Annotated in this window: 10 protein-coding genes; 3 read left to right on the top strand and 7 right to left on the bottom strand. The window is 42.4% G+C overall.

The genetic code is table 11. The features are described from left to right. Nucleotides 1–132: 132 nt before the first annotated feature. Together rpoB and BN1609_RS12975 are read right to left on the bottom strand one after the other, a co-directional pair. Nucleotides 133–3684 carry a DNA-directed RNA polymerase subunit beta gene (gene rpoB, locus BN1609_RS12980; RefSeq protein ID WP_088810488.1) on the bottom strand — a complete coding sequence of 1184 codons (3552 nt, stop codon included), beginning with the start codon at nt 3682–3684 and terminating at the stop codon, nt 133–135. A gap of 516 nt (nt 3685–4200) precedes the next feature. Further along, the gene (locus BN1609_RS12975; RefSeq protein ID WP_088810489.1) at nt 4201–4602 is read right to left on the bottom strand and encodes an Lrp/AsnC family transcriptional regulator; all 402 of its coding nucleotides are present in this window, start codon (nt 4600–4602) and stop codon (nt 4201–4203) included. Between the two features lie 116 nt (nt 4603–4718). Between BN1609_RS12975 and BN1609_RS12970 the strand changes: the two genes are divergently transcribed. Next, the gene (locus tag BN1609_RS12970) at nt 4719–4994 is read left to right on the top strand and encodes a bacteriocin immunity protein (protein ID WP_088816090.1); all 276 of its coding nucleotides are present in this window, start codon (nt 4719–4721) and stop codon (nt 4992–4994) included. Nucleotides 4995–5096: 102 nt separating this feature from the next. Here the strand turns inward: BN1609_RS12970 and BN1609_RS12965 are convergent, their stop codons facing one another. Together BN1609_RS12965 and BN1609_RS12960 are read right to left on the bottom strand one after the other, a co-directional pair. Further along, a complete protein-coding gene (locus BN1609_RS12965; protein ID WP_088840945.1) occupies nt 5097–7760 on the bottom strand; it encodes an alpha-mannosidase in 2664 nt (887 codons plus the stop codon). An 11-nt stretch (nt 7761–7771) separates the two neighbouring features. Continuing rightward, a complete protein-coding gene (locus tag BN1609_RS12960; RefSeq protein WP_088840943.1) occupies nt 7772–9061 on the bottom strand; it encodes a glycoside hydrolase family 125 protein in 1290 nt (429 codons plus the stop codon). Between the two features lie 157 nt (nt 9062–9218). On the opposite strand from BN1609_RS12960, the gene BN1609_RS12955 reads away from it, so the two are divergent. Both BN1609_RS12955 and BN1609_RS12950 read left to right on the top strand, forming a co-directional pair. Next, nucleotides 9219–10265: a substrate-binding domain-containing protein gene (locus BN1609_RS12955; protein ID WP_088840942.1), complete on the top strand. Its 1047-nt coding sequence runs from the start codon at nt 9219–9221 to the stop codon at nt 10263–10265. Between the two features lie 14 nt (nt 10266–10279). Continuing rightward, entirely contained in the window at nt 10280–12526 is a 2247-nt protein-coding gene (locus tag BN1609_RS12950; RefSeq protein WP_088840940.1) for a GH92 family glycosyl hydrolase, read from the top strand. Between the two features lie 97 nt (nt 12527–12623). Here BN1609_RS12950 and BN1609_RS13945 read toward each other — a convergent pair whose 3' ends face one another. The 3 genes from BN1609_RS13945 to BN1609_RS12940 form a co-directional block, all read right to left on the bottom strand. After that, nucleotides 12624–12794 carry a hypothetical protein gene (locus BN1609_RS13945; RefSeq protein WP_159458337.1) on the bottom strand — a complete coding sequence of 57 codons (171 nt, stop codon included), beginning with the start codon at nt 12792–12794 and terminating at the stop codon, nt 12624–12626. 584 nt (nt 12795–13378) lie between these two features. Then, the gene (locus BN1609_RS12945) at nt 13379–13849 is read right to left on the bottom strand and encodes an SMI1/KNR4 family protein (protein WP_088840939.1); all 471 of its coding nucleotides are present in this window, start codon (nt 13847–13849) and stop codon (nt 13379–13381) included. A gap of 15 nt (nt 13850–13864) precedes the next feature. Further along, nucleotides 13865–14425: HNH/ENDO VII family nuclease (locus tag BN1609_RS12940; RefSeq protein ID WP_220387169.1), on the bottom strand; the 561-nt coding region annotated here is incomplete at its 5' end.

Below are 14425 nucleotides of genomic sequence, written 5' to 3'. Positions count from 1 at the left end.
AATTATATCGTTTCATATAACTTGGCCCGCAAGAAAGCACGACTACGTTCAGTGCTTCTTGCGGCTAACAAGTCCATCATGTTTAAGTTTATCGAAAAATTATTTTTATTTTGGAGTTTTGTTTCGGGCGGGTTAGTCAACCTGCTCGGTAGCCTCTTCAGGCTTCACAATATTAAATGCATCGTTTTGACCGGAGAAATCGTCGTCATCGGTATCACGCATTTCGATTTCTTCCTCGTCTGCAGATAGGATTTTGACGTCCATACCTAAACTTTGCAACTCTTTGATTAATACGCGGAAAGATTCCGGCACGCCTGGTTTCGGCACGCTTTCGCCTTTCACGATTGCTTCATACGTTTTCACACGTCCAACAACATCATCTGATTTAATTGTTAGAATTTCTTGTAACGTATAGGCTGCACCGTACGCTTCAAGAGCCCAAACTTCCATCTCACCAAAGCGTTGTCCACCAAATTGAGCTTTACCTCCAAGTGGTTGTTGGGTAACAAGTGAGTATGGTCCAGTCGAACGAGCATGCAATTTGTCATCAACCATGTGAGCAAGTTTAATCATATACATAACGCCGACAGAGATACGGTTATCAAATGGTTCACCTGTACGTCCATCATAAAGAACAGTTTTCGCATCGCGAGCCATTCCCGCTTCTTCCACTGTGCTCCAAACGTCTTCTTCATTTGCTCCATCAAATACTGGTGTTGCAACATGAATGCCGAGTTTACGAGCCGCCATACCTAAATGAAGTTCGAGCACTTGCCCGATATTCATACGAGATGGCACCCCTAATGGGTTAAGCATGATATCAACGGGTGTTCCATCAGGCATAAATGGCATATCTTCTTCTGGTAAGATACGGGAGATAACCCCTTTGTTACCATGACGACCGGCCATTTTATCGCCTTCGTGAATTTTACGTTTTTGTACGATATATACACGCACTAATTGGTTTACGCCTGGTGGTAATTCGTCACCGGCTTCACGAGTAAAGATTTTAACATCGAGAACGATACCGCCACCACCGTGAGGTACACGTAGTGATGTATCGCGAACTTCACGCGCTTTTTCACCAAAAATAGCATGTAATAAACGTTCTTCAGCCGTAAGTTCGGTTACACCTTTTGGCGTTACTTTCCCTACAAGAAGGTCGTTATCTTTTACTTCAGCACCGACACGAATAATACCGCGTTCGTCAAGATCGCGAAGTGCGTCTTCACCAACGTTTGGAATATCGCGTGTCATTTCTTCAGGTCCAAGCTTCGTATCACGTGCTTCGGACTCGAATTCTTCGATGTGAATGGACGTATAAACGTCGTCTTTTACAAGACGTTCGCTCATAATAATCGCATCCTCATAGTTATAGCCGTCCCATGTCATGAAGGCTACTAAAACGTTACGTCCTAGTGCTAGCTCTCCTGAATCCATGGATGGACCGTTACCGAGGATTTCGCCTTTAACGACGCGGTCCCCTTCTGCAACGTTTGGACGTTGGTTATAACATGTTCCTTGGTTGGAACGAACAAATTTACGTAGTGTATATTTATCGATTCCACCTGTTACTTCTTTGCCATCAACCATAGATACGCGGCGCACCCAAATTTCGCGTGCTTCAACGTGTTCTACGATACCGTCATGTTTCGCGGTTACAGCTGCACCGGAATCTTTTGCCGATACGTGTTCCATACCTGTTCCAACAAACGGTGCTTCCGGATGCATTAATGGAACAGCTTGACGCTGCATGTTCGCACCCATTAGGGCACGGTTACTATCATCATTTTCTAGGAACGGGATACAAGCTGTTGCGACGGACACAACTTGTTTTGGCGATACGTCCATATAATCGACGCGTTCTTTATCCACAGCAAGGTTTTCAGAACGGAATCGAGCCATAACTTCTTCTTCCGTAAATGCACCTTTTTCGTCTAACTTGGAGTTCGCTTGCGCAACCACGTAGTTATCCTCTTCATCTGCTGTTAAATAATCGATTGTGTCGGTTACTTGGTTCGTTTCAGGGTCAACACGACGATATGGTGTTTCGATGAACCCGAAGCGATTGACTTTCGCATAAGAAGAAAGGGAGTTAATCAAACCGATGTTTGGTCCCTCTGGCGTTTCAATTGGACACATACGACCGTAGTGAGAATAGTGAACGTCACGCACTTCATAGCCGGCACGTTCACGCGTCAAACCACCAGGACCTAAGGCAGATAGACGGCGCTTATGCGTAAGTTCGCCAAGTGGATTTGTTTGATCCATGAATTGCGACAATTGTGAACTACCAAAGAATTCTTTAATAGAAGCGACAACTGGGCGAATGTTAATTAATTGTTGTGGTGTGATGGTTGTCATATCTTGGATAGACATACGTTCACGAACCACACGTTCCATACGGGATAAACCGATACGGAATTGGTTTTGAAGCAGTTCACCGACTGAACGTAGGCGGCGGTTACCTAAATGGTCAATGTCATCTGTATCGCCAACGCCGTGCAGAAGGTTGAAGAAATAACTGATGGAAGACACGATATCAGATGGCGTAATGTGTTTTACATTTTCATCGATATACGCATTTCCAATGATGTTGATTTCTTTTTCTTCATCGTCAGGTGCATAAATTTTAATAGATTGAACAACTACATTGTCTTCTAATACGCCATCAGTTGGACGCAGTGTACGGAAGCCAACGCCGTTTTCAAGATTAGGAATAATCGTATCTAGTTTGCGGCGATCTAAAATGTCGCCTTTTGAAGCGATAATCTCACCTGTTTCAGGGTCCACTAACGTTTCAGCTAAAACTTGGTTGAATAACCGGTTTTTAAGGTGTAGTTTTTTGTTGATTTTATAACGTCCAACGCTAGCTAAATCGTAACGCTTAGGATCGAAAAAGCGAGACACTAGTAAGCTTCTTGCGTTTTCTACAGTAGGAGGTTCTCCTGGACGTAAACGTTCGTAAATTTCGAGTAACGCTTTATCTGCGTTGTCCGTGTTGTCTTTTTCTAGGGTGTTGCGAAGATAGTCGTTATCTCCGATTAAATCTAAAATTTCTTGGTCGGAACCAAATCCGAGTGCACGGAGTAAAACGGTAACAGGCAATTTACGTGTGCGGTCGATACGCACGTGCACAACGTCTTTTGCGTCTGTTTCATATTCTAACCAAGCGCCGCGGTTTGGGATAACGGTTGAACCGAAACCTTTTTTACCGTTTTTGTCTAGTTTGTCATTGAAGTATACACCTGGGGAACGAACGAGTTGTGAAACGATAACACGCTCTGCTCCGTTGATGATAAATGTTCCCATTTCTGTCATCAGCGGGAAATCACCCATGAAAACTTCTTGGTCTTTTACTTCGCCTGTTTCTTTGTTGATTAGGCGTAGTTTAACGCGTAAGGGTGCTGCGTAGTTTGCATCACGATTTTTGGATTCTTCTACCGAATATTTCGGCTCTCCTAAATCGTAATCGATAAATTCTAGCGATAGGTTGCCTGCGAAATCCTCAATTGGAGAAATATCGCGGAACATCTCACGGAGTCCTTCATCTAAGAACCACTGGTAAGACGCTGTTTGAATTTCGATTAAGTTTGGTAATTCTAATACCTCACTAATCCGAGCAAAACTTCTACGTTTACGGTGTCTGCCGTATTGTACATCATGTCCTGACAAACTCTTCACCCCTCAATTTTTTTAAAATTTATAAGCACATTCAAAATGGTTGTCATTCGCACAAATGGTGGAACCCCCCGCACCCGGAATTTAAGACGCTAAGAGCTTTTTTTACACGTGTAAAAATCACTCGCTTAAATACCGTTCATCAAAAGCTTCCTGCCACTTTTCAGCCGGCTTAAATACCAGCAAAAGGACAACTTTGAATGGAACTTTAAAAGAAAATTCTATGCTGTTTTAGACAAAAAGAAAGCGGATTTCATTCGGCAAAGAGACTTTTTTAAAAAAAGTTTCATAATAAATCAAATTTGACCTATTTGCTTGAAAACCACGACCATGTCCATTATGCTACCAAAACAATGGAAACGCTTCATTTCACTAGCTTTTTACATAAAAATGAGCGCACCAAAAAACAGTATAGATTCTTTTGGCATTTAACTATAATACAACATCTGGCGTACATTGTCAAGAGTCGCAGATGATGTATGACGTAGCAAAAAAAAGCGATTCACATTTAATCGCTTTTTACTTATTTTCAAGTCGATCGCCGACAACTGAATCTACACTACAACGCGCCCACTTCGAAAGTGATTCAATAAAAACTTTTAACTTTTCTGGTTCAAAATGCGCAACTACCATAAAGCAAGCATGTCCGCTTACTTTATAAAATTCTTCAATTTCCTCATATTCCATAATTTTTTGTTCGACCTCTTTAAAACGATTATCTTCCATAAATACGCGAATAAACTGTTTGTTACTGTAATAAACTTTTATGGTGTAACTGCCTATGATACCTGCATCTTTCAAATTCAATATTCGTTTGCCAACTGCTTGACCTGTTAGGTGCACTTCATTTCCAATTTCCTTATTTGTTAACTGTGCGTCTTTTTTTAATAGCTTTATGATTTCTTGGTCGAGTTCATCCATTTTAAAGTCCTTTCACGATGAAAACATTGCATCGTTTATTTTTTCATGAGGCTATATAATTATTAGGGGATATTCTATATACTTAAATATAGCAAAACTACATAGGAGGATTTCAGATGAATTACCAATATTATACTACAAAAGAACAATTGAATGCAGCCATACCAATCGTGCGTGCTTTATCACAAAATTTAGTGGAAAAGAATACCATTGAATTGAAAAATATTCTTACAAAATGGATTTCCGAAATTGATTTATGCTACAATGATTCACTTTTTTTAAATAGGTTAATTTTAGACATTTCGAATTGCTTAATTGTACACCGCATCTCCTTATCAAAAGAAAATTCAGCGCTTTTAAAAAAACTTAACGCTTGCTTATTAGCGAAGTAAATTGACAGGCCGTTAATAAACGCTAAACTTAAGCAAAACAAAACATACCACGCACAATCAGACTGAAGGCTGGGAAGTATTTCCCAGCCTCTAATGTGCGTTTTAAATTAATTTTATAGTCACGATTTCTGCAGGTTTTAGTTCATTCGGTAGCGGATTTTGGCCTTCTTCAAGGAGGTTCGTACGGTAGCTGCTACGCGCACCTGCTTTAATTTCAAGTGGCTCTTTAGATGTTTTTAAGTTGTAGCCGCGGAGGATTATGGCGTCTTCCGTTTGTGCTTTTTTGAGTGCGGTCATTAGGAAAGCGTCGTTGTTCGCTTTGAGGAATGCTTTTGTAGCGGGGATTTCGCCACGATGCACATTGGTTTGTTCGGCGGTAAACGGCACTTGGAATTGTTTCGCTTGATGGAATGTTTTTTCGCGCTCCCCGTCGCCGTGCAACATGAGACCATAGCGGAAAACATGTTCACCGAGGCACTGCGCTTCTGGCGTTGGGAAGTAGCCCCAGTCACCCATTTCGCCGACAGAACGGAACAGCGTGAGCGCGATGGTGTTATTTGCGAGCACTTCGTATTCATTTAAGCCCATGTTTGCAATCGTCATTCCGCCAGCTTCGTCTTCCATGTGCACAAAGGCATGTTGGTGATTCGGATTCGTCGGATTTTCCCACGTTTCTGGCATTTTGTTTTGCCGCGTCACCACTTCGTAAATGCTGTCTGCTTGATGGACGTTAGTTTCAAAGCTTGTTGGGAATAAAACGCGCAACCTGTGATCTTTGATGTCGTTATTCACGGTCGTTTCAAATTGCACGAGCGAATTGTTTTTCTCTAAAACAACACGAGTCGTGATGACCATTTTTTTCATTTTCTTGGAGCGTTTAGCTTTGCGCAGTTTAAATTCGAGCACCATTTTTTGTTCCTTGTCAAGGAGTTCGTCCGCGGATTCAGGGACAAGCATTTCATGGCGGATTTCAATTTCCCCTACATTCGGCGTATTTCGAATAACCCGAACTTCAGCTGGGCTTTCATGCGAGTAGTAGCGCGAAACCCCGGTCGGCTCAAAGAAAATATATTCGTTCCCAATATCTCCCGTTTCCTCAAAAGAAAGAAGGTTTTCGTGAATGCGACCAGTCGGCTTGTGCGTGATTGTAAGCTGCCCGTTTTCGTTCACATCAACACGGACAGTAGCATTTTCAAGCGTATGCGTCCCCTTCACCAGATTTTCAGAACCGGCAGTCGGCGCTTTTTGTACAAGACCGAAAACCTCGTGGCTATACGCCGGCATGTCGACCAAGAATAGCTCAACCGTGATGTAGCGCGCGATATAAGGGACTCTAAAAGCATCTTTAGGTAAATCGAAGCCAAATCGTACTTCTTGCGATAGAAGCTCAAACGGAATTTGATTGCCGCGAATGTCCACAACAGAAACTTCAGGAACAGGCTTACTGGAAAGTTTATCGTAGAGCGTATCGTGTTTATTGCCTGCAAAAAGCATTCTTTCCCACTCGAGTTCAATCGTAACGGAGCCCGTCTTTTGGAAAGATGTCGTATTCCAAACAACGAACGGTTTCGCGTCAGCGTCAAAAGCACTCGTGTCAATTTTTTTAGCGAGAAATGCTGCTGCCTCACTAGCCACGTATTTGCCGACTTCATTTGCCGTTTCAAAACGTGTGACCATTCCGCGGTGAACCGAATCTACGCTACAGCCGCAAATGCTATCATGCGGGTGGTTTTGCATGAGCGTTTTCCACGCATAGTTGAGTTTGTCCGTTGGATATGCGAAACCTTCCGCGAACGCCATTGTTGCAAGCGGTTCGGCGATATTTTCTAGCTGGCAGCTCACTTCCGTATTTTGCTGTTTCAAGTAGACGCGCGATGATGCCGTATTTGCGAGCGTGTACCAACCATCTGATTCTTGGCTTGTAAGTTCACCTTCAATGACGCTCATATCAGCAGGCAAGTCTGCTTTTAGTGCATTTAAATACGTATCAAAGCCAGCGTGAATAAATTCAATATCCGGATACAATTCATTGGCCACGCGAATTGCTTCTGTAATGTCCTTTTGAACTGGTTGGTGGTCGCAGCCATTCATCATGAGCAAATGATCCGTTGCGGCATATTGTTCGGCATCGCGCAATTTTTGCTCCCAAAACGCTTTCGCTGCCGTTTTGTCTGTTGGGATTTCATTCCCGTTGCTGTACCAGTTGGCGAACAGCACGCCTAAAATGCGACTACCGTCAGGCCCGTCCCACCACATTTCCGAAAACTGCGAGGAATATTTTTCATCATTAATTACAACATTATTAAAACCAGTCGGCTTGACTCCTCGGCCAAAAGCGGCAACGTCCAAATTTGCTTCTTTCATCAATTGCGGCGTTTGCCCCATGTTTCCAAACGTGTCAGGGAAGTAGCCGAGCTTAACGGGCGTGCCCCATTTTTTACTTTCTTGCATACCAATTAGCATGTTGCGCACATTTGATTCGCTGCTCGTTAAAAAGGCATCTTGCAAAATGTAAAACGGACCAATTTTTAGTTTGCCAGCTTCAATGGCTTTCCGAACGGCCGCTTCTTTTTCTGGGCGCACTTGTAAATAGTCGTCTAAAATAATCGTTTGCCCGTCTAGATGGAAACTTTCAAATTCCGGGTCGGTTTCAAACAATTCGAGCAAGTCGTCCATCAATTCAATTAGCCGCATGTGGTGCGCTTCATACGGAATATACCATTCTCTATCCCAGTGACTATGCGAAACAATATAAACTTTTTTCACGTTTTCTCCTCCTATTTTTCGACTCGAATATCAAAATAATCCATCACAAGCTCACAAAACATCATATTGGCCCAAGAAAACCATTCGCGCGTATAGGCAAACGGATTGTTCACATCAAAACCTTCGTGCATTAAATTCGTCCCGCCGTCGCAATCGACAAGCAAGTTCAAAATACGTTCCTTCTCCGACTTGTCATCAGTCGTCATGCCCTCCATCGCAAGTGCAATTGGCCAAATGTAATCGGGCGGCGTATGCGAACTGCCAATCCCTCTCGCAAACTCTCCTTTATAAAAATAAGGGTTTTCCTCACTTAGTAACACTTTTCTCGTTGCGAGATATGTTTCATCGTTTGGCGACACATAACCTAAGTACGGCGCCGAAAGTAGGCTTGGCACGTTTGAATCGTCCATCACACTCACACCGCCGCGACCGTCCACCTCGTACGCAAAAATCGTTTCGCCAGCTTGTGATTTTGTTTTCCCGTACGTTTCAATTCCGTCTTGAATTGCTCCGCGGAGCGCCTGAATTCGCTTCACTAACGATGCATCATCCGCAATCTCACTGTAAATTTCCTCCAAATAACCAAGCACGACGACCGCAAACATATTCGAAGGCACTAAATAGCCAAATTTACAAGCATCATCGCTCGGTCTAAAACCTGACCAAGTCATCCCTGTGTAGCCAACCTTTGTCCCTTTCCCGTCTTCTGGCAGCGTATCCTCTATACGCCAAGTATCACGCGTAAACGTATAAGGAGAATCTTCATGTTTTTGTTCAACTTCCCACACGGTTAAAATGTTCTTCACCGCCTGATGGAACGTTTCATTAAATTGCTCCGTTTCGCCCGTTGCTTTATAAAGTAAATAACTAAGTTGAACGGGGTAACAAAGCGAATCAATTTCATATTTTCGTTCCCAAATCCACGGGTTCATTTCTGTATTATCCGTTTGATGCCCTGCGCCATTTGCTTCCTCATTGAATGCGTTTGCATAAGGATCTAAACAGATGAACTGCATTTGACGCTCTACTAAGCCACGAATCATCGTTTTTATTTCTGGATCTTCTTTTGCAAGTACAAGATACGGTCTGACTTGTGCGGTTGAATCGCGCAACCACATCGCTGGAATGTCACCAGTAAGTAAAAATGTTGTATCATCTGGCAAACGCTTGACGGTTGTGAGTAATGTATTGGCAAAGCACGCATTGAAATTTTTCGCCCAGTTAGCGTGTGTTTCGCCGCATTTCTCCGTAATTATTTTCATAAACTTTTCTACTGAAACAGGAACCTCTTGATATGTCATTTAAAACACTCCTAAAATTTGATATATCTTTTTAACTTTAAATACAGTATAATGATGTTAGCATGAATTGTCTAGTGTTTTTTCATTTTATTTTCTTTCAAATCGCAAATTTGGTATAGTAGGTATATTAAATGATATATCAAAGGAGACAATTTGAATGGTTAAAAAACCACTTTACCAGCAAATTAGCGAACAGCTTGAACGTCAAATTATGTCGGGTGAGTTGCAAGTTGGCGCACAATTGCCGACAGAACATGCCCTAGCCGCCTCACATCAGACGAGCCGCATTACATCAAAGCGTGCTTTATCTGAACTGGAAAACAAAGGTTTGGTGGAGCGAATTCGCGGCAAGGGAACCTTTGTCAAAGCGCGTTCCATTTCAAAAGCGGTTACTTCCATGAAACAAGTCCTTTTTATTTTGCCTTTTCCTGGCCAACACGATCTTGGCAATTTTACAGCTCTAATGCTGCCGTATTTAGCGGAAAAAGGGTACCATGTGCACATTCAAGATGAAAGTTTCCTAACTCAAACGCATTTTTTCCAGTTGATTGAACAATACGACGGGATGATTTACTATCCGGAAACAGGAAACTCAAACTTGGATATTCTTTATCAGTTGCACTTTCAAGGTTTCCCGGTTGTTTTACTCGACAAAAAAATGGAGGGTATCCCGTTTCCGTATGTAACGGCGGACAATTTCAGTGGCGGATATATGGCGGCTCATTTACTCCTATCAAAAGGCCATACGAAAATCGCCTTTTTAAACAGTAGAACGATCCAAGAAACTTCCACTGTTCGCGAGCGTTACATGGGCTATTTGCGGGCTTTGTTCGAGGCGGGGATTTCGTTTCATGCGCTTGAAACGAATGTGCACTCGGAAGAGGCGTATGCTGGGATTGCGGAAAAGTTTGTTGCGGACGACGTGACGGCGATTGTGGCGGAAAATGACTTGATGGCTATTCAATTTATGAAGCAAGCGAAGAAAATGGGGATTCGTATCCCTCAAGATTTGGCGGTTATTGGCTTTGATAATATTCAAGCCGCGGAATTTGTTGAGCCCTCGCTCACGACGATTTCACAAAATTTTGAAGAGATGGGGCGCGCGGCCGCAATCAGTTTGCAAAAACAAATTCAAAAAAAAGACGTGGAAAACGCAATCATTCCCGTTTCTTTAATTGAAAGGGAGTCAAGCGGGGCACGTTAGAATCGGAGGAAATTATGGACGTTACACAAATCGACACGAGGCATGGCACAAATAATCAGCACAGTTATTCAAATGGAAATACGCTTCCCTATACTTCTGTGCCACGAGGAATGAATTATTTTGTGCCGCAGACGACAAACAATAACGGAAGTTGGTTTTTCCATCCAAACGACCACACATTCCAAGGCTTTCGGTTAACACACCAACCAAGCCCGTGGATGGGCGACTTTTCTCACTTTTTGCTCACCCCGATTTCTGGGAAGTTGGCAAATTATGACTTATATTTCGCCCAAAGCTCTTATCGGCCGAATGAAGCCGTTTTCAGCCCGCATTATTTAAAAATCAAACAACTCCGCTATCAAATTACAAGCGAACTCACACCGAGCACTTACGGCGCAAAAATACGCCTTTCTTATACGAAAGACGAACAACACGGCTTGCTTTTTTCTGCTGAAAATATCAGTTATATTGAGGTGGACGAACGGCAAAACCGCGTTTTTGGTTACGTGCAGAATTTTGCTGGCTGCGCGGATCCAGAATTCAAAATGCACTTCGTCTTGACGGCTGACCGCCCATTTGATTTTTCGAACACGGGCTTCCCTGTAGACGGAAAAATCATTTCAAAAGCGGCACAAAAAGCAGAAAATCAATTTTTCCAAATTGGGTTTGACGGCTCGGCACCTAAAACGGTGGAAATCAGTTTGGCGACAAGCTTCATCAGCCCTGAACAAGCGAGTCTCAATTTAAAACGGCAAGCGGATTATGATTTTGAGGCGACCAAAACGAGGGCGGCCGCGAAGTGGAACGCCTATTTGAGCAAAATTCAAGTAAGCGATTCAGATAAAGCGAAAGTCGCCACATTTTATCATTGCCTTTACCGGACGGCGCTTTTCCCGCAGCGCTTTTATGAATATGATGCAAATCAAAATGCGATTCATTATGACACGACTGCACGGCGCGTTGCAAATGGTAGATTATATACGAATAATGGATTTTGGGATACTTACAAAACGGTGTTCCCACTTTATTCGCTTTTAATTCCAGATGAATACGAAAAAATGCTTGGCGGCTTTTTAAATAGCTACCGCGAAACGGGCTATCTGCCAAAATGGCTGTCGCCTGACGAACGCGGCCTCATGCCCGGCACACTCATTGACGCGGTCATCGCGGACGCTGCTGTAAAAGGCATCGGCACAAATTTAATGCCCGAGTTTCAAGACGCGATGCTAAAAGCAGCCACGACACAGTCCGACAAAGAAAACTACGGTCGCCGCGGCGCACTGGACTACAACCGTCTTGGCTACGTCCCCTTGAACTACCATGAAAGCGTCAACCACACACTCGACTACGCCTACAGCGATTTTTGCATTTCCGCCGTCGCGAAGACACTAGGAAACACAGCGCTCGAAGCCGAATACGAGGAACGCTCGAAAAACTACCTGCATATTTTCGACCCAAAGACGGGTTTTATGCGCGCCAAAGACGAAAACGGAAATTTCCAAACCCCTTTCAACCCTTTTTCTTGGGGGAAAGACTACGCCGAGGGTAGCGCATGGCAGACTAGTTTCGCGGTTTTCCACGATTTTGCTGGCCTAAATGAAGCGTACGGCGAAGGTGGATTTTTGCGTAAGCTGACCGAGCTCGCGAACACACCACCAAAATTCGATGTAGATGGCTACGGCTACGAGATCCACGAAATGAGCGAGATGGCGATGATTGACTTCGGTCAAATTGCGCTGTCCAACCAGCCTAGTTTCCATTTACCCTATTTGTTCACCTACGCGAAAAAACCCGCTTATACGCAGGTTCTAATCAAGCAAGCGGTGAATCAATTTTATGACGCGGGCATAAACGGCTATCCTGGCGACGAGGACAACGGTAGCATGTCCGGCTGGTACATTTTCAGTACGCTCGGTTTCTATCCGGTGACACCCGGTTCAGGGGAATACGTCTTCGGAATTCCCGCTTTCGAAAACGTGCGCATTGACCTGCCAAACGGCAAAACCCTAACGTTAGATACGGCGAACAATTCGCCTGCGCATCAATTCGTCACCGCCAGAACGCGCGACAATAAACCCTTAAAATCGCAATTCATCACCCACAGCGACCTAATCCGCGGCGGCAATCTAACCACCACATTAGGCCTTGTACCAGAAGAACGTGAGATTTCAGAGGAAGAATTGCCGTTTTCGATTTCGTCGGCACAAAAAAGTATTTTAAAATTCCAAGAGCTTGCGACTACACATTCGGAAACTTGTTAGCGATGTAGGCATAAAAACTGAGAAACATTTCCTGTGTTGGGAGGTGTTTCTCGGTTTTTACTAGTTAAAGAAAATGACTGTTAGTTTTCGCATCAACTTATAAAATCCCAAAATCTGTTTTTTGAAAATCTGTCATCCTCCACTGTAAATAATCATCCAAAATACTAAGATTTTCATTGATAGAAGTCTCATCAAAATTTATTGGTAAATTTTCTCCGTTTTCTATTACTGAGATTAGTGGAGTCATTTTTCCAATTGCTATATCCACACTAAAAACCCCACCTTTCCCAATATCGGTTAAACTAAATTGAAGCCAAAAACTCCTATATATCAAACATTCAATAAAAATTTCCTAATTTTCTTTAGTTTCTACATAAGAATTTGATACAGTGCTAGAAAAATGTTCTTCTATCAGTCTTGTCAATTTTTTTATATTCTCAACCATATCATTTGTAAGCATACCACTTATCTCCTTGCTTTTTATATACTCTATTTCCTGCTTATAAAAACCTGTATAGGTTACACTTTCTGGAGAAGGAAGGACTTTTAACTGTCTTAGATAACATTTTTGAGAATTATTTGGATGAGATTAATTCAGATGAATAGAATTCCGTCAATTTAGCCCCCTTTCTCAATTCGTCTTACCATTCCCCTAGATGAAAACTTTCACTATCAATTTTAATTTCTTTCATACCGCACCGGAAGTTATAATAAAAAAATGTCACTTGTAAAGGTCTGCTTCGCACCACTAACATGGTAAGGACCTTGAAAACTGGCATTCGTTTATTGTTTTGGATAGTCAACATGATGTAAGAATAATCATGCAAATTTCTTTGCTATTCTTAATATTTATTATGCGTCTAGTTGCTGTTCTACTAAGCTCAATAAGAAATCCCCAAAATCCTCTGCAATTACTTCCATAATTTCATATTCTTTTCCAGTGTACATGCACATTATTATTCTAGGTTCTCCCTCTGCATTTTTATTGGAGAAATCTAGATATGCCATATTACCATCTTCATAATTATAAACTGGAATCCAATTAAATGGTAAATTATACTCTTCTCTATCATTTAATGTATATGCAACCGAGTTACCTTCTAAAATTCCCGAATCATCCTCTGGGTCAATTCCAAATATCTCTGTACCAAAAAATGATAAATACCCAAACTTTTCATAAAACTCCAAACATTGTTTTGAAAATTTTATACCTAACATTTCTTCGGATCTCAAAATTTCTTCTTGTGATTTCCCACCAACGGTGGTATAAAACTTGCATTTTGGTGCTAGTGACATTGCCTTTTCAAAATTTTGATAACTCATTTGAGACCTCCTTGATTATTCTAAATTATTTCCTCGCCATTTCCAATAGTCTTTTCTCCAACTGTTAAAAGCATTTCTGTCTATTTGAGATGGACTTTGACCTGTATTTGAATGCAAGTCAGCATAATTCTGTTGATGTTCAGTTGCAGTAATCTCCATTACCGGTCCATCATCTGTCTGGTCTATATGATGAATATTAACCGACTTTCCGTCCTTTCCTATTGGAGCTAAGCCTTGCTCCATTCTTTGTGTATTAGTTCTACCTAGCTTATCTGTTAGATTAGGATCAAACGTATCATTATCTATTGTAACACGTTTCCCACTAACCTCAACCGTTTTCTTAGCTCCACCAAGCCCCTTATACGTCATACTCCCACGAACAGCCGCCAAACTTAAACCAACGCCAGATATCGCTCCCATCACGCCTGCTTCGGAGAGCTTACCTTCTAAGTCCTCCACATACGCAGAAGCTTGTAAGATGCTCCCTGCCGCGCCTGAATACACTTTTCCGTCCATGTAATACGTCTTATCTTGCCAGGCTTTCATGATTTTCTCGTTTAACTCTTCTAACGTTAG

This window comes from Listeria sp. ILCC797 (genome assembly GCF_900186185.1).
Lineage (GTDB): Bacteria > Bacillota > Bacilli > Lactobacillales > Listeriaceae > Listeria > Listeria goaensis.
This window is presented reverse-complemented; position numbering and strand designations above follow the sequence as displayed.

What these genes read in the sequence shown, in the direction of transcription:
- BN1609_RS12975 (WP_088810489.1), bottom strand. Translation starts at nt 4,602, where the DNA reads ATGGATGAACTCGACCAAGAAATCATAAAGCTATTAAAAAAAGACGCA.
- BN1609_RS12970 (WP_088816090.1), top strand. Translation starts at nt 4,719, where the DNA reads ATGAATTACCAATATTATACTACAAAAGAACAATTGAATGCAGCCATA.
- BN1609_RS12960 (WP_088840943.1), bottom strand. Translation starts at nt 9,061, where the DNA reads ATGACATATCAAGAGGTTCCTGTTTCAGTAGAAAAGTTTATGAAAATA.
- BN1609_RS12955 (WP_088840942.1), top strand. Translation starts at nt 9,219, where the DNA reads ATGGTTAAAAAACCACTTTACCAGCAAATTAGCGAACAGCTTGAACGT.
- BN1609_RS12950 (WP_088840940.1), top strand. Translation starts at nt 10,280, where the DNA reads ATGGACGTTACACAAATCGACACGAGGCATGGCACAAATAATCAGCAC.
- BN1609_RS12945 (WP_088840939.1), bottom strand. Translation starts at nt 13,849, where the DNA reads ATGAGTTATCAAAATTTTGAAAAGGCAATGTCACTAGCACCAAAATGC.